The organism is Chryseobacterium indologenes (assembly GCF_001295265.1).
Lineage (GTDB): Bacteria > Bacteroidota > Bacteroidia > Flavobacteriales > Weeksellaceae > Chryseobacterium > Chryseobacterium indologenes_A.
Genome location: NZ_LJOD01000002.1, coordinates 165,252 through 182,538, shown reverse-complemented (window position 1 = coordinate 182,538; position 17,287 = coordinate 165,252). Strand labels below are relative to the sequence as shown.

At 38.0% G+C, this 17,287-nt stretch carries 14 protein-coding genes; 4 read left to right on the top strand and 10 right to left on the bottom strand.

The window, feature by feature from the left end:
- Nucleotides 1-113: 113 nt before the first annotated feature.
- The 3 genes from AOB46_RS04880 to rpsA form a co-directional block, all read right to left on the bottom strand.
- On the bottom strand, nt 114-2,711 hold the full coding sequence (locus AOB46_RS04880; RefSeq protein ID WP_062696954.1) for a T9SS-dependent M36 family metallopeptidase: 2,598 nt from the start codon (nt 2,709-2,711) through the stop codon (nt 114-116).
- A 197-nt stretch (nt 2,712-2,908) separates the two neighbouring features.
- Complete coding sequence (locus AOB46_RS04875; RefSeq protein ID WP_062696953.1) at nt 2,909-4,333, bottom strand: T9SS type A sorting domain-containing protein; 1,425 nt, start codon at nt 4,331-4,333, stop codon at nt 2,909-2,911.
- Between the two features lie 406 nt (nt 4,334-4,739).
- Nucleotides 4,740-6,530, bottom strand: a complete 1,791-nt coding sequence (rpsA, locus tag AOB46_RS04870; RefSeq protein WP_062696952.1) for a 30S ribosomal protein S1 — start codon at nt 6,528-6,530, stop codon at nt 4,740-4,742.
- A 360-nt stretch (nt 6,531-6,890) separates the two neighbouring features.
- On the opposite strand from rpsA, the gene AOB46_RS04865 reads away from it, so the two are divergent.
- Nucleotides 6,891-8,198 carry a DEAD/DEAH box helicase gene (locus AOB46_RS04865; RefSeq protein ID WP_062696951.1) on the top strand — a complete coding sequence of 436 codons (1,308 nt, stop codon included), beginning with the start codon at nt 6,891-6,893 and terminating at the stop codon, nt 8,196-8,198.
- Nucleotides 8,199-8,328: 130 nt separating this feature from the next.
- Here the strand turns inward: AOB46_RS04865 and AOB46_RS04860 are convergent, their stop codons facing one another.
- Nucleotides 8,329-9,222 carry an SMP-30/gluconolactonase/LRE family protein gene (locus tag AOB46_RS04860; RefSeq protein WP_062696950.1) on the bottom strand — a complete coding sequence of 298 codons (894 nt, stop codon included), beginning with the start codon at nt 9,220-9,222 and terminating at the stop codon, nt 8,329-8,331.
- 264 nt (nt 9,223-9,486) lie between these two features.
- Between AOB46_RS04860 and ccoG the strand changes: the two genes are divergently transcribed.
- Nucleotides 9,487-10,929, top strand: coding sequence for a cytochrome c oxidase accessory protein CcoG (gene ccoG / locus AOB46_RS04855; protein ID WP_062696949.1), 1,443 nt, complete (start codon nt 9,487-9,489; stop codon nt 10,927-10,929).
- Between the two features lie 67 nt (nt 10,930-10,996).
- Here the strand turns inward: ccoG and AOB46_RS04850 are convergent, their stop codons facing one another.
- Nucleotides 10,997-11,878, bottom strand: coding sequence for an AraC family transcriptional regulator (locus tag AOB46_RS04850; protein ID WP_062696948.1), 882 nt, complete (start codon nt 11,876-11,878; stop codon nt 10,997-10,999).
- A gap of 293 nt (nt 11,879-12,171) precedes the next feature.
- Between AOB46_RS04850 and AOB46_RS04845 the strand changes: the two genes are divergently transcribed.
- On the top strand, nt 12,172-12,513 hold the full coding sequence (locus tag AOB46_RS04845) for a MerR family transcriptional regulator (RefSeq protein WP_062696947.1): 342 nt from the start codon (nt 12,172-12,174) through the stop codon (nt 12,511-12,513).
- Nucleotides 12,514-12,711: 198 nt separating this feature from the next.
- Entirely contained in the window at nt 12,712-13,956 is a 1,245-nt protein-coding gene (locus tag AOB46_RS04840) for a helix-hairpin-helix domain-containing protein (protein ID WP_062696946.1), read from the top strand.
- 27 nt (nt 13,957-13,983) lie between these two features.
- Here AOB46_RS04840 and rluF read toward each other — a convergent pair whose 3' ends face one another.
- From rluF to AOB46_RS04815, 5 genes are read right to left on the bottom strand one after another with little or no spacing between them, the layout of a single operon-like run.
- A complete protein-coding gene (gene rluF, locus AOB46_RS04835) occupies nt 13,984-14,706 on the bottom strand; it encodes a 23S rRNA pseudouridine(2604) synthase RluF (protein ID WP_062696945.1) in 723 nt (240 codons plus the stop codon).
- Entirely contained in the window at nt 14,706-15,281 is a 576-nt protein-coding gene (locus AOB46_RS04830; RefSeq protein ID WP_062696944.1) for a hypothetical protein, read from the bottom strand. Before AOB46_RS04830 ends, rluF begins: the two co-directional genes overlap by 1 nt.
- Entirely contained in the window at nt 15,278-15,979 is a 702-nt protein-coding gene (gene truB / locus AOB46_RS04825) for a tRNA pseudouridine(55) synthase TruB (RefSeq protein ID WP_062696943.1), read from the bottom strand. The genes AOB46_RS04830 and truB overlap by 4 nt, the downstream gene beginning before the upstream one ends.
- Nucleotides 15,979-16,428 (bottom strand): hypothetical protein, encoded by a 450-nt coding sequence (locus tag AOB46_RS04820; RefSeq protein WP_062696942.1) that lies wholly within the window; start codon nt 16,426-16,428, stop codon nt 15,979-15,981. Before AOB46_RS04820 ends, truB begins: the two co-directional genes overlap by 1 nt.
- Nucleotides 16,429-17,247: an undecaprenyl-diphosphate phosphatase gene (locus AOB46_RS04815; protein ID WP_062696941.1), complete on the bottom strand. Its 819-nt coding sequence runs from the start codon at nt 17,245-17,247 to the stop codon at nt 16,429-16,431.
- Nucleotides 17,248-17,287 lie beyond the last annotated feature (40 nt).

Genomic DNA, 17,287 nt, shown 5'->3' with positions numbered 1-17,287 from the left:
AGCCTGCAAATTTACAATATAATAATTAAAATACCCGGCTATGTCATCATGATAGATAAATAAAATCGCCACAGATAGTCTCTGCGGCGATTTTTTATATTGTTAAGGTTTGCTTATTTCTTTACGATCACCTTAGAGGATGATTCAAAACCAAGGCCTTTTACTTTTACCATATACGTTCCGTTAATCATTTTATTAGTGGAAACGGCTTTTCTGGCATCCGGAGAAACTTTATCTTCTGAAGAAATTAATTTTCCAGACATATCGTAAATTTCAATACTTACTTTTCCAAGCATATCATCAGGGAAATTGATGTAAAATTCATCTTTAGCCGGGTTAGGATAGACAGAAATTTTATTTTTAGCTGCTTTCACTTCTTCGGTAGAAAGGGCGGAGCATCCTGCAGGAAGATCAAAACTTTCCACCTGATCGTTGATATCCGTTTTAGATCCTGCTGAAGCACTGAAACCAAGGCCTCTATTAGCAAAAACTCTCCAGATCATACATTTATCCAGTCCGCCTGTTGTTGCTAAATCCGCATTCAGAATAGCATTTCTCCCGTCAATAAAAGTAGGATTACATCCCTGAAGCTTAAGGGCATCGGTTATTAACTGTAATACTTTGGTGCTCCCGTTTGGTGTATTGGAAGTTACATCTGAAGAATATCCGTATTTTTCAACATATTTCCAGTGAAGATCCCATAACATGGTTGCCCACACAAAACCAATTGAGTGCACATCAGGTACTATGGCAGAACCATTATTATACTCCAGTCCGTTGGTATCTCCATACGTGGCGCTATTTATAGCAAAATTTGGTGTATATTTTAAAGGCCTGATCCCATCTCCGGTAGTTGGCTGCCCAATAGGATAAGTTCCCATTCCTCTTGCTACAGAGGCATTATCTCCCGGTTTGTTAGTCAGCATCAATGCAAAGAAATCGGACCATCCTTCTCCCATCTGTTCTTTATCATCTCCTGAATTCAGGCAGTTATACCCGGTTCCTGTAAGTCTGTTGGAAATCCCGTGACCATATTCATGAATAACAATGCCATTATCAAAGCTTCCGTCATATTTTGTATCGGCTCTTACGGTAATATTTACAGGGATATTAGCTGCTAATTTTGCTTTAATATATTCTCCTTCGGCATTGGTAATCAATATAGAAGGGATAGTCACCGTATTATCTGTTCCTCCCATATTTCCTAATGTAGAACCATTTGCAGCATTATTATAAAAAACGGCTCCTATTGCTCCTGCATTCTGGGCATTTTTTGCTTTCGCAGGAAAGCTGCAGGTTCCTCCCCTCTCAATTAAGGCAATTTTTCCTGTCATTTCACCGGCTGGCAGAGCAGCACAGCCATCAATAACACTGGCCAGTTTAACTTCTCCGGCTATTCCTACATCATTTACACGGGCGCCAAATTGTGCGGTTCCTGCATTTACGTTACGGGAAACAGCATCAGGAGGAGAGCTGTAGAACAGCTTACGGTTTGATACCAGCCACAGGTACATCTGCATAACAGGATTATAATTGTCGGGATATGAGGCAAAATTAGCATTATTGAAACCGCCTCCATCCTGGGACTGTGCAAAAACCTCATCATCATCCAGACCTCCATTTCCAAAGTTATTGCTCTGGAAATTTCTTGCAGATTCTGTAAATCCGAATTTATAGAAAATATCATGCACCATATTGCTTATATAGAATAAGTTGGTTGTGGCTGCAGATAAATTGGTATATGTTAATGCATTAGGATTGTACGGAAAATCAAAAGTTCTGGAAGCGCCTCCATCCGGAGAAACTCCGAATGTACTTTCTCTGCCGTCTTTATCATCATAGGCATACACGTTATTTCCTCTTGTAGTGGTGTAATGTGTAGTACCGTTGGAGTGCCATCCTTCCGGTGAAGAAGCAAGAATCCATGGATTGCTTACCAATGCTCTTGAACCAAAGGTTGGTGCTTCTACCGGTAAAGGGAAGATATTGTATGTGGCATTATCGGGAGCCAGCGTAACAAAGTTAGTACGTTCAATATGATAAGTTCCTTCATACTGAGGTATTGCCGCAGGAATATGTTCATCATGAGCATAAGCCCCTTCATTGAAATTACATGAGAGCGTAAGATTGGTTTTATTTAAAATTTTGCCGTCATGTGCATCTACCAGAATGTTCCAGTGATTGGGTGTACCCGGCTCATTCAACAGATACTCATAAGCCAGTTTCAGTTCCTGGTTATTATTGGCTGTGTAAACCAAACGCTGCTTGGCTGCTGTTATTTTCCCTGGTCCTTTTTCAAAGAAAGCCATGATCTGAAGACCGGAAATTTCTTCATTTCCCAGATCTTCTGCAATTTTCTTCAGGGCCTCTTGTTTTGTAAGCTCTGCATTGACTGAAGCAGATATTTTATAATCTTTGATAAAGTTATCAGTATAATAAATAATTTTCTGGTCTCTTACCAATGCTGTTCCTGCAGTTCCATATACCGGAAGGCCGTTGTAGATCTGCTTAAATTTGATAACATCCCCGTTCATTGACTTTGAAGGGTCTATATTATCAATAATAAAATTGGTAAGGTCTGATTTTTTATATTCCCTGATTGTATTTTGAGAAATATAATCTTTAATTAAATTATTATTATCCTGCGAAAATAAAGTTAAAGGAAATGCTGTGAATACGGCAAATAAGATTGGTAGAGTTATTTTTTTCATTTTTACTAATAAAGTGGCAAATTTACAAATAATCTACAATCAATATTTGCTTCCATGAAATATTTCAACAAAATATATCTTATTTAACAAAATAAAAACAACAATTAGATTTTTATTGATATGCTAATTCATTTCTATGAGGCTATTTATAAAAAAAGCTGCCTTTTTCAGGCAGCTCTGTTATTCATATTAACTGATTACTTCTTTATGATTTTCTCTGAATAGGTTTCATTTTTCTCTGTCGTCATATTCACAATATAAACGCCTTCTTTTCGTGAACTCAGATCTACATTTATTTCCTTTTCATCGCGTAATATCTTATTGTAAACTGTATTTCCGTTCAGATCTCTGATCTCCAGCTTTCCTGACACGGCTTCTTTCAGGATCACTTTAAACAATCCAGTGGTAGGATTTGGAGTAAGCCTGAACATTTTTTCCTCTGTTAACAGTTTTGCCGATTTTAATACCGGGCATTCCATGTTAATGTCATAATCAAAATACGGATAATTATTCCAGGCATATGCTAATTCAGTCTGACCGTTATAAGAATATTCCATTGTTAATCTGAGCTTCTGCAGCCCTGTTGCCCCACCACTTACAGCAGCATTAAAGTCTGAAGTTTGCAGATTATAGGCAAAAAAGTTACCAGGCCCAAAGGATGGGTTAAACGAAACAGGAAAAACAGTTCCCGTCTGCAAGCCTATCAATTCCAGTTTAAGACTCAACAAGGTAGACCCGGCAGGAAGGTGATGATATCCACCAACAGTTGCCGCATTTCCTATACATTCTCCCGGCTCGTATCTGAAATCTACTGTTCCCATACCATTTGTGTCACATATATACTGTGCCAGGTCTCTCCAATATTCCATTTCACCAGAAAAAATTGCAAACCCATTAGGTCTGTTAAAATATAATCTTGGAGTTGAGTTAATATTAGGATCTCCCTGAACAGGCTCTACTGCTCCGGAATATGGTCCTGCACCATGTGAGGCAATAGCTGCTGCAGACCTCATTGCTGACATGATTGTATTGCTATGGATCATTGTAAATCTGGCTCCTCTGTTATATTTGAACTTCAGCTCATTCAAAAAGGCAGCGGTAGTTCCATAAGCAGGACTGCTTGAATTCACAAGATAAGATCCTGTAAGAGCACTTCCCAGATTTCTCATTGCATCCGTGAATACAACCACTCTAAGATCCTGTACCTGGCCTAAGGTTGTCTGAGGGCTTATAATATCAGCATTTGGATTTCCATCCAGCGCATCACCAACCATTCCTAAGGACTCGTTAAAAAGATCTCCAAAATCCAGACGTCTGTCAAAGTTCTGGGCGACAAACTGGTTGCTGGTAAAGTCGGACTCGATATAAATCATGGGCTTATAGATCCCACTGGTATCACCATACTTCCCTGTTCCATACTGTACAACAGCTACCCTGTTCCTGTTGTTACAGGCCAGAAGCTCTTCCATCAGCTTAATGGCGCCCCGCTTCATGTTAACATATTCGGCAGCGGTAATGGAACTTCCGTTATCCAGCATGAAAATATAATCAAGTCCCTGTGCTTTAAAGCCACTCCATGACGTCATGAATGCCATGAAGAAAAATAAAAATGTTTTTTTCATAGTTAAAAGTTTGTTTTAGCGGGATAAAAATAACATAATTTCCTCAACTAGTGAAATATTTTAACATAATTGCTAAAAATTTTAAAAATTCATATCCAGAATACGCAAAGTTTAACTTATGCCAACAATCCTTCTTCATTCATTATCACACATGATAAGTAACAGGAATATCTGTTATGTAAAAATGAAGAATCTGGAAATTAGAATGACGAAGCCCCAAACCATTATACTTATGATAGCCCCGATAATAACGGTTACCCCGCAACCAGAACGGAATAGTAAAGGGCCTCGGTTTGGGAGAGCCATGGCGTGAGGAGTATGAGTGGATAGCGGGAAAAAGCTCCAGAAAAATAAAACAAAAAAGCCACTCAAAATGAGTGGCTTACTATTTATAATGGTTCAAAGATTATTTACCTTCTTCCATTTTTCTTTTCAACTCTGCCAATGCATCGATGTCTCCAAGAGTAGATCTTTCTTCGTTGTTTGAAGAAGAAGATACGTTTCTGGAAGAAGCTTCTTTAACGTTTTTCTTTTCTTCGTCTCTGAAGATTCCTGTGTGAGAAACTACAACTCTCTTGAATTCTTTGTTGAATTCAATTACTTTGAAATCAGCTTCTTCACCTTTTTTGATTTTAGATCCATCTTCTTTCTCTAATAATCTTGAAGGGCAGAATGCTTCAACCTCAGCATCTTCGAATTGTACAGAAGCTCCTTTATCGTGAACTTCTACCGCTTTACCAGCGTGGATAGTTCCTTCAGCATATTTAGTTTCGAATTTATCCCATGGGTTTTCAGTTAATTGCTTGTGACCTAGAGATAATCTTCTAGCCTGAATATCTAATTCAAGAACTACAACATCTAATTTATCACCTACTGCACAGAACTCAGATGGGTGCTTGATTTTCTTAGTCCAAGAAAGATCAGAGATGTAGATTAGACCGTCGATACCTTCTTCTAACTCTACGAATACACCAAAGTTAGTGAAGTTTCTTACAGTTCCTACATGCTGAGATCCTACCGGATACTTAGCTTCGATATTCTCCCATGGATCTTTAGATAACTGCTTGATACCAAGAGAAATTTTTCTTTCTTCTCTGTCTAAAGTTAATACTTCAGCTTCAACTTCATCCCCTACTTTTACGAAATCTCCGGCAGATCTTAAGTGAGTAGACCAAGACATTTCAGAAACGTGGATTAATCCTTCAACACCAGGAGCGATTTCTACGAATGCACCATAGTCAGCAAGAACTACTACTTTTCCTTTTACTTTGTCACCTACTTTAAGGTCAGCAGAAAGAGCATCCCAAGGATGAGCTTCTAATTGCTTCATACCTAACTGGATTCTTGTTTTCTCATCATCGAAATCAAGGATAACCACTTTTACAGTCTGTCCGTCCTCAAGGATTTCAGATGGGTGGTTCACTCTAGACCAAGAAAGGTCTGTAATGTGGATTAATCCATCAACACCTCCTAAGTCAATGAATACACCGTAAGAAGTGATGTTCTTAACTGTACCTTCAAGAACCTGACCTTTTTCAAGCTGAGCGATGATTTCTTTTTTCTGACCTTCGATATCTGCTTCGATCAATGCTTTGTGAGAAACTACTACGTTTTTGAACTCAGGGTTGATTTTCACAACTTTGAACTCCATAGTTTTTCCTACGAACTGATCGTAATCTTTAATTGGCTTAACGTCAATTTGAGAACCAGGTAAGAATGCTTCGATTCCGTGAACGTCAACGATCATACCCCCTTTAGTTCTGGACTTAACAAAACCGTTAACGATTTCTCCAGTTTCGTGAAGTTCGTTTACTTTATCCCAAGCTTTAAGTGTTCTTGCTTTTCTGTGAGATAACTGTAATTGTCCGGTTTTGTCTTCTCTCTTGTCAACCATTACTTCAACCTCGTCACCTACTTTAAGGCCTTGGTTGTAACGGAATTCGTTTAGAGAGATAACACCTTCTGATTTGAAGTTGATGTCTACGATAGCTTCTTTGTCAGTTAATCTTACAACTTTACCAACTAAAACGTCATTATCGTCCAGGTTGTTTAAAGATCCGTTGTAAATTTCTTCTAAATCGCTTTTTTCTTTTCTCGCATCTGCATCAAGACCTGATTCGAAAGAATCCCAATCAAATTGTTCCGGTGCTACGTTTTGGTTTAATAAAACCTCTGCTGAATTTGTCTCTTTTGACATTTTCTAATAAAATTTGTATTCCTTCTTTTTTAATGGTTTGAATAAATGCGGATTAAAAAATACGGAAGTAATTAATTATAAGTAATTTACTCTTCAAACCTTTTCGCCACAAAAGTGGGTGCAAAGATATGAAATTTATTTGAGATAAACAATATTTCAATCTTTACCTTTCCGGCCTCTAAATAACTGACTATCAATCTTAATTAAAGAAAATCAATTGTGAATTCTGCTGCACAGGTGAATTCTTATTATTAAAAGTCAAAAGATCCACACGCAAGATGCCCTGGCTTTTCACAAAATCCACGGTTTCTCTGCAACATGCCTTCTGCAATCTTTCGCATAATTCACTACCTTTGCACCATGGAACTACAATCGATCTACCAAAAGCTGCAGATTCAGGATATGAATCAGATGCAGAAATCTACTTACAAGGCATCTGAAAACAATACGGATATTGTTCTGCTTTCCCCTACCGGTTCGGGAAAAACCCTTGCTTTTTTATTTCCGGTTCTTCGGAATCTGAAAAAGAAATCTCAGGGTGTACAGGCATTAATATTGGTTCCTGCCAGAGAACTGGCCCTTCAGATTGAACAGGTTTTTAAAGCTATGGGAACAGATTTTAAAGTTTCTGTCTGCTATGGCGGGCATGATAAAAAAATTGAGGTCAACAATTTAATTGAAGCTCCTGCTGTTTTAATCGGAACTCCGGGACGAGTTGCCTACCATATAAGAAATAATAATTTTGATCCGAAAACCATTCAGACGCTAGTTCTTGATGAGTTTGACAAAGCTCTGGAACTGGGATTCCATGATGATATGGAGTTTATTATCAGTTCTTTAAAAGGGGTTTCTCAAAGAATTCTGACTTCCGCAACTGTAATGGATCAGATTCCTGCATTCACAGGTTTAAAAAATGAAAAAGTAATCAGCTTCCTTAAAGAAAATGAAGTAAAACCGGATATCCAACTGAGAAAAGTAATGACCATTTCTGAAGAAAAGCTGGACACTCTTTTTAATCTGATTTGTAAAATAGGAAATAAAAGAACCCTTATTTTCTGCAATCACCGCGATGCTGTAGACCGTATTTCAGAGCTTCTTCACCAGATGGGAATCGACAGGGAAACCTTCCATGGCGGAATGGAGCAGGATGAAAGAGAGCGTGCCTTACTGAAATTCAGAAATGATTCGGCAAGAATTCTTATTACAACCGATCTGGCAGCCCGCGGGCTTGATATTCCGGAAGTGGAATCCATCGTTCATTATCAGCTGCCTCCGAAGGAAGACGCTTTTATTCACCGCAACGGACGTACTGCAAGAATGAACGCCAAAGGCTTTGTTTACCTGATCATGACGGAAGAGGAAAATTTCCCGTTCATTAAAAACGATACTCCCGAAGAAAGTGTTGCCGGATTTGATAAAGTTCCCCAGAAGACTCCTTTCCAGACAATTTATATCAGCGCAGGAAAAAAGGATAAAGTAAATAAGGTGGATATTGTAGGGTATTTGCTTAAAAAGGGAGAGTTACAAAAAGAAGATGTTGGCATTATTGAAGTAAAAGATACGACATCCTATGCTGCGGTTTCCAGAAACAAAGTAAATGCTGTTTTAAGAAAGCTTCAGAATGAAAAACTGAAAGGGAAAAAAGTAAAAATGGAGGTGGCATATTAAGTGATTTACTAAAAAGAATAAAGAGCTAAATTGACGAAGAGTTCAAAAAGCTTTCGGGGTTAAAACGGATACACGAATTTTGTTAATGACCGGATGGGTTGAGATTGAAATCCTAAACGGATTTAAAAAGTTATTTTATTCCCTTTACTTTTGTGGGTAAAATGTACACCGATTTTGATGCTGTGATGAATAAAACGTCATTATTTTCTCCTCCAAAAGTTACATTGGAAGTCCATTTTTCAGGAATCGGGATGTGATAGATCTTTTTTCCGCTGCGGTTAAAGACATGTACTCCATCACCTGTCAGGTAAAGATTTCCGTGTTTATCCAGGGTCATGCCATCGGAACCCATTTCACAGAACAGCTTTCTTTCGGATAATTTACCTTCACCAAGGATATCATATTCATAGGTTTTCCCCGCATCAATATCTGAAATATACAGCTTTTTGATGGTTTCACTGCCGACAATTCCATTGGGTTGGGTGAAGGTTTCCAATTTATTGATTTTCCCATTTTTATTCCTGTAATAAAGGCTTTTATGTGATAGTTCCTGTTTGAAATCTGTCCAGTAATCTCTTTCATACAGGGGGTCTGTAAAATACATTCCTCCAAAAGCATCATTCCAGATGTCGTTGGGGCCATTCAGGCGTTTTCCTTCAAAACCTTTAAACAGGATTTCTACTTTTTTATCTTTTGAAATTTTCCAGATCTCACCCTTCTCATCGGAACAGGTAATCAGAAAATCATCTTTATCAAAATGGGTTCCGTTGGCCCTTCCTGTTTTATCGAGAAATAAGGTCACCTGATTGGTTCTCCAGTCCCACAGATAAATTTTATCATTAGGCTGGTCTGTGAAGTAAATATTTCCTTCTTTATCTGCCGAAGGACCTTCCGTAAAACTGAACTGGTCTGAAATTTTTTCAGGCTGTACCCCATCATAAAACATATTTCTATTATTTACAGATTGACAGTTTACCAATGCGAAAACCAAACCAATCAGGCCTATTCTGCAGATATTTTTCATACTTCATTTTTAAAGGTGCAATTTACGATATCAGGAACAGTTTCCCAACCTATTTTCTCATTTTGATTAATTCTGCATCGGAAATAAAAATGTCTTAATTGTCCTATTCCGGAAGTAGATAATATTAGTACTCGAAAGGTTTAATTCTGACCTTTGCACAGGCAGGAGCTCAACGAAATTTCCCTTTATAAAAACGGACTGAAAACAAATTGATCCGGCCTTAAATATTCCCTTACTACTTTTTTAATTTAACAAGGTAAAGCAATGAGTGCAGAATCAGGCAACAGCAAATTCACCGAAACAGAAAATGAAGAATTCAGAAATTCGGTGGGAACCATGGATGAAACCGGGAAAAGAAAATGGGTATTCCCACGAAAACCTAAAGGAAAGTATACCAATTACAGGAATTACACCAGCTATGTGCTGCTGGCTCTGTTCTTCGGCATTCCTTTTCTAAAAATAAACGGTAATCCTTTTTTGCTGATTAATGTGATTGACAGAAGGTTTTTCATATTAGGACAGCCTTTTTACCTGCAGGATTTCTTTATCCTTGCACTGGGAGCCGTAACCTCTGTCATCTTTGTGATGCTGTTTACCGTAGTTTTCGGACGAATATTCTGTGGCTGGCTCTGTCCGCAAACCCTTTTCATGGAAATGGTTTTCCGTAAAATTGAATACTGGATAGAAGGCGACCGGAATAAGCAGATGAAACTGGACCGACAGGAATGGAATGCTGAAAAGGTCAGAAAGAGAGCCACAAAATGGGGTGTATTTCTTTTGATTTCATTAATCATATCAACTTTCATGTTCATGTATATTGTAGGATATGAACAGGTTTTCCAGATTATGCGTGAAGGACCTTCTGAACATCCATTAAAGTTCATCACGATGATCTTTTTTACACTGACTTTCTATTTTGTTTTTGCATGGCTCCGGGAACAGGTATGTACGCTGGTTTGTCCGTACGGAAGACTCCAGGGAGTTCTGATTGATAAACAGACCATCAATGTGTATTATGATTTCAGAAGAGGAGAAGGCCGTTCAAAATGGAGAAATAATGAAGACCGGAAAGCAGCCGGAAAGGGAGACTGTATCGATTGCCACCAGTGTGTAGTGGTATGTCCTACGGGTATTGATATCAGAAACGGACAACAGCTGGAATGTGTGAACTGTACAGCCTGTATTGATGCCTGTGATGAGGTCATGGAAAAAGTAGGGCTTCCTAAGGGACTGATCCGCTATGCCACAGAATCTGAGATTGAGAACCGTGAGAAATTCAGGTTTACATCAAGAATGAAAGCTACTACAGTAATTCTTGCCCTTCTTATTGGATTCCTCGGATTTTTAATGTACGACCGTGGTTCTATGGAAGCCAAATTCATTAAACCTGCAGGTTCTACTTTCTTTGTTAAAAACGGTAAGATCACGAATACGTTTATTTATACTCTTTTAAACAAATCCAATGAGAAAAAAATACTCTACATCAGAGTTATCAGTCCTTCCAATGCGGAGATTACCTATTTCGGGTCTGAAAAAATTATTCTCAAAGGCGATGAAATTTTAAAAGGTAACATTAATATTTCCTTTCCTGAAGAGGATATTAAGCTTTCTAAACAGAATATGGTTATCGGAGTTTTTGATGAAAAGGGAACGCTGGTAGATTCGTTTGATACGACTTTTGAGGGCCCATTTAAGCTGGTATTGTAAGCAAAAATTAAATCCGGAATATGAACAGAAATCCCGGAAACAACCTTAAACTTTGACTTTAAAACCATTAAGCCTTATATTTCCTCATAAACTGAGTAGGGGTCATTCCGGAGCTTTTCCGGAAGACTCTTACAAAGTATGAATATTCTTCGTATCCTAACCTGAAAGCAATTTCTACAAGACTTTCATCCAGATACATCAGCATTCTTTTGGCTTCCAGTACTACTCTTCCGGTAATTACTTCTGTTGCTGTTTTCTGAACCGTTGTCTGCGCCACTCTGTTTAAATGCTTTGGAGATATTCCCAACAGGGATGCATAATAAGTAATGGATTTCTGATGGGTAAAATGCTCTTCTACAAGATCCTCAAAATCCTGATAATGTTTAAAATAGGACAGTCCTGCCGAAGAAGAAAGGGTATCAAGGTCCTTTGAAAAAAGTCTGGCTGCATTGATAAAGATCCGTGACATCAGCGAAAGAATACTACCTTCTTTCATAAGAAGCTTTCCATGATGTTCGTTTTCCAGCTCCTGAAACAAAAGAATTTTTTTTTCAAGTTCCTCACGGCCCAGTTGAAGCTTTCTTGGAAAGGATACAGAACCGAAGAATGGAAAGTTCCTAAGCTTCTGGTTCACATAATGCATTTCATAAAACTCCTGTGAGCTAAAAAAAATGTACCCGTCAATATCATCTGAAAGTTCCCAGCTGTGGATCTGTCCGGGAGACAAAAAGAAAAGACTTCCTGCTGAAACCTCATATTTATGAAAATCGATTTCATGAACACCAGTTCCCTGTGTAAAAAGAACAGCTGCATAAAAATCATGCCTGTGAGGTTTTTCAATATGGCGATGTCCCAGAACGAGATGATCTTTCAGCGTATTGAAATAAAAATCAGAAGAATTTCTACCGGATTGGAAAAGGTTAATATGAAGAACAGAAATAGAATTCATTACAGGATAATCGGCGATGCTGTTTTATGATATAAAAATACTATAAACAAAGTCAAAACACAAGCTTTCACCGAAAAGAACCGGTAATACCTCTACCCAACTTCATAGGAACAACAGATTAACCACGGTATCTGGGGTCAAACCTGTATCAATCAGAAACTCCTGTCCCCAACTGGGATTTATTAATAAAACCTGATTAAATCCACTCTGAGAATATATTTAGGGAGATTTGACCTCAGATATTTGCATCTGATTTTGAAAAATTTTTATCTTTGGGCTTTAGGATTCATCACATGAAAATAAATCTACCTGATAAGCTGTATTATTCCATTGGAGAAGTGGCCAAAGCATTTGACGTAAACACTTCATTAATACGTTATTGGGAGCAGGAATTCCCTATTATTAAGCCTAAAAAAAATAAAAAAGGAAACCGTTATTTCACACCGGAAGACATCAAAAATCTTCAGATGATCTATCACCTGGTAAAAGAAAAAGGATATACTCTGGATGGCGCAAGGATTGCTTTAACGACCAACAGCAAAATATCTGAAACTGTTACTTTAATTGACCGTCTTGAATTTGTAAAGGCTGAACTCATTAAACTGAAGGAGTCTTTAGCTGATAATCCGGAGTAAAATCCCGTTTTTTCATATTTCTGACACTCTTCGTCCCTTACCCGTGTAAATAATTCAGTAGATTGATATTAAACCATTCAATAATATCCTTATATTCTGATTTATAATTTCAAGCAGCTATATTGTATCTGTAGTATAAAAACACTCATTTTATAATTACCCATTGCCTCAGCTTATTTTTATTAATAAGTTTAGACTATGATGAGAAAAAGTTATTACCGAAAGCTGGCATTCATGGGAATGCTGCTGATTGTCCTTATGGTCTTCCAGCACTATATCAACAGAGAAAAAACAAATTTCCCAAAGATCAGGTTTATCTCCGAAGCTTCAGTTTCCGCCGGCCTTTCTGATTTTGATCCCAATTCTTTAGATGAAAAACAATGGCAGAAGCTGGGTTTTTCAGAGAAACAGGCAGCTACGATTCTTCGTTATAAAAAGATGATTGGCGGATTTACCTCTAAGGACCAGTTCAAAAAATGTTATGCCGTTTCTCCGGAAAAATTCGCAGCATTAGAACCTTATCTTCTACTTTCGGATAACAATCATGATAAAGATTTCAGAAAACAGGAAATCAGCATTTCCAAAACATTCAACCCGGACCACTTTTCTGCCGGAAACTGGCAACAGATAGGCTTCAGTGAGAGACAGGCGCAGGCAATTATAAAATATAAAAATTATCTGGGGGGAAGCTTTATCAGTAAGGAAAAATTCAAAGAATGCTTTATTATTTCTGATGAGGTGTATGGTAAGCTTGAACCGTATCTGATGCTTCCCGCAAAAGCTCCGGATCATTTCAAAAATTCAGAAAGAAGTGATGCTGTACAAATCCGATACCGTATGTTTGACCCTAATACTTTAAACCAGGACGGATGGAAAGCGCTTGGATTTTCTGAAAAACAGGCTGCTACAATCGTTAATTATCGTGACCGGAATCTTAATGGGAATTTCAGAAATCTTGAGAATATTCAAAAGTGTTTTGTTATTTCCCCTGAAAAGTTCCAGGAACTGAAGCCTTACATCCAACTGAGTTCTGTACCCGTGAAACAACAAGAAAAAACCGATTTCTCAAAAACTGATCTGAATATTATAAATTTTAAACAGCTCATCGAGTTCGGGCTGGATGAAAAAAGCGCAGGATACATCATCGGCTTCCGCAAGAAACTGGGAGGCTTTATGACTAAAGAGCAAATCCTTGAAACCTATAATATTGACAAAGAAAAGGTTCAGAAACTGATTTCCATATGCCCTCTGAATTCTTCAGATGTTCCCCAGTATACTTTAACTAATGCTCCTGAAGAATGGCTGAAAAACCATCCCTATTTTAAGTATTCTGCAGACAAAATTATATTTTACCGCATCAGCAATACGGATGACAAAAAAATATGGAAATTACTGAAGCTGAAACCGGAATATGAAGCGAGGATGAGGTTGTATATTAAGTAAGTCGGAATAAATATAAAATGAAAATTCTTAATCCACTGTCTTACTGGAATCTTCAAGCAGCAGATTAAGCGTTGAAAGCTCCTGATCTGTTAAATCTCTCCATTTTCCAACCGGCAGATCCAGCTTGATATTCATGATGCGGATACGTTTCAGTTTTTTCACGTCATAGCCGAGGTATTCGCACATTCTGCGAATCTGTCTGTTCAGTCCCTGGGTAAGAATGATACGGAAGTTCATATCGTCAATCTTTTCTACTTCACATTTTCTGGTAACGGTATCCAGAATAGGAACCCCATTTCTCATTTTTTCCAGAAACTTCGGAGTGATAGGCTTATCTACACGGACAAGATATTCTTTTTCGTGGTTATTCCTTGCCCTGAGGATTTTGTTGACGATATCACCGTCACTGGTCAGCAGGATCAGGCCTTCACTGGGCTTATCCAGCCTTCCGATCGGGAAGATTCTCTTCGGATGGCTGATGTAATCTACGATATTATTTTTTTCACGCTTTGTATCTGTGGTGCAGACGATTCCTACCGGCTTGTTGAATGCAATATACACAGGCTTATCCTGAGGTTCACGAATTGGCTTTCCATCTACTTCTACAAGGTCTTCATCAGAAACTTTGGTTCCCAGTTCCGGAACCTTCCCGTTAATGGTTATTCTCCCTTCTTCCAAAAGCTTATCTGCCGCTCTTCTTGAACAGTACCCTACTTCTGACAGATATTTATTGATGCGTGTTTTTTCCATTAATCTTCCCCGTAACCGGTATAATTTTTATTGCTGAAAATGGTGATTCCATAACTTAATCCAATGAAAAAAGCATTAGAATCTCCTTTTATTTTTTGTCCTTCCAATATAATTCCGCCTTCCTGGCTTAGCCTTTTAGAATAAGAAACCATCATTCCCAGCCTTACTCCCCAAAGCTCAGAATTAGAAACCGCTGAATGATTGATCTGTTTACCATAATTCAGATCAATATAAAAAGGGCGGTCTCCCGGTGTAAATATGATCTTAGGCTGAATCATCCAGTACACCAAATGATTATTATCCTCTACAAAATTATATCTCAGGCCGGTTCCGACTGCAAAGTTAGGAAGAAAATTATAACCGCCTATTGCCGTAATTCCATAAGTGATTTTACCTAAATGCCTGTTCTGAATATATTGGGAATTATTAACTTCCCGCTCTTTATATCCCGCATTATACCCTATATTCAGTGCCGGATTGAAATAAAAGTCCATTTTGGATTTCCCGGTTTCCGTATCCTGTGAAAAAAACAAGGCGGAAGAAAGCATTAATCCCAACAGAAATAAATTTCTCATCTTATATTTTCAAATCTGAATTCGTTATCCAAATAATCTGAAGTAGCATTTTCAACGGTATACTCTCCTATTTTTGTTCGTCTGAGCTGGGTAAGATAAGCTCCAACACCAAGCTCCTGCCCTATATCATGTGCCAGGCTCCGGATATAAGTTCCCTTAGAGCAACCTACCATAAAGCTCACCAGCGGAAGTTCAACCTTAATATCTTTAATATAAAATATGGTGGTCTTTCTGGACTTCATTTCCACCTCTTCACCTGCTCTTGCAAGATTGTAAGCTCTCTCACCATCTATTTTTATTGCTGAATATACAGGGGGCTTCTGCTCTATTTCCCCAACAAACTTATCAAGGGCCTCACGGATCATTTCCTCTGAAATATGTGAAATATCCTGATGAAGAATTTCAGGTTTTTCCGTGTCATATGATTCCGTCTGTACACCTACTTTAATCTCTGTCCAGTATTCTTTGGGAGCATCCTGTATTTCGGGGATTTTCTTGGTGAATTTTCCGCAGCATACAATAAGCAGGCCCGTAGCTCTGGGATCAAGAGTTCCGGCATGTCCTATTTTAAATTTTTTAGGAAGACCAAATTCTCTTTTGAGTTTATATTTCATTTTATTGACAGCCTGGAAAGAAGTCCAGTCCAGAGGCTTATCCAATAAAAATATATATCCTGATTGCAGTTCTTCAGCTGTCATTATTCTAAAATTTCTGTAATATTTACTAAACCCGGCTGCTGGCTTGTTTTCTGCCGGCAGTCTGCGGAAGTACCCATATTGATAAAGCATTTGATATCCCCCCTCATATAATAGATAGCTTTAAAAGGATAAACGGAATTATTGGGTGCAATATTGATGGTATAATTTACAGGCAGAGTAAATTTATAGCTTTTATTATTGATGGCATTAATCGCCTGATGATAGCATTTCCCTTCCTTATAATAATTGATAAAGGCTTTACTTTCGAGCTTTTCATCCGGAACCAGTTCTTTACAAATCAGAAGCTCTTTAACCTGACTTTTCTCTTTCAATTCAACAAAAAAATCCAGTCTTTCATTGGTATTGTTCTTCACGAATAAGGTATGTGCCGGCGAACAGGAAATTACACAACCGGATACTGCCAGTATTTTTAAGATATTCCCTTTCATTTATTTAAAGAAATAGAAATAGATCAACAAGGCAATTCCAACAAAGATACGATACCAGCCCCAAGGCTTAAAACCATATTTATTAAGAACACCTATGAATGCTTTGATAGCGATAAGGGCTACAATAAATGCTACAATATTTCCTACAATAAAAATCATGATGTGATCCTGAGAAGCCATGATCATTTCATATCCTTTTTGTGGATTTGCCGTTTCTTTACCCCATGTTTTAAGGAAAACAGAATATACTGTTACGGCAAGCATGGTAGGAACAGCAAGGAAAAATGAAAATTCTGCTGCCGCCTTTCTTGTAAGCCCCTGTGTCATTCCTCCAATGATGGAAGCTGCGCTACGGCTTGTACCCGGCATCATGGCCAGACACTGCCAGACCCCGATGGTAATTGCTTTTCTTACTGTAATCCCTTTTTCATCATCAATTTTCGGATTTTTAAACCATTGATCAGCAAATAAGAGAACAACACCTCCCAGTACCAATACGGAAGAAATGGCAATCTGATTTCCAAGAACCGCTTCTATTTTATCATCAAACAGATATCCTAAAACCAATGCAGGAACCACTGCAAAACCAAGTTTGAAATAAAACTGGATGTTATTCAGGTCAAAGAATTTTTTCCAATAAGCCACTACCACAGATAAAATAGCACCAAACTGAATAGACACCTGAAACATTTTCAGAAATTCATCATCCGGTAATCCAAGGAGGTTAGCCGTGAAACCCATGTGTGCTGTAGACGAAATCGGAAGGTACTCTGTAAGCCCTTCAATAATAGCAATAATAATTGCTTTAATTAAATCCATATGTGTTGTGTCTGTAAAAAAAATTAAAAGATTAAGAGAT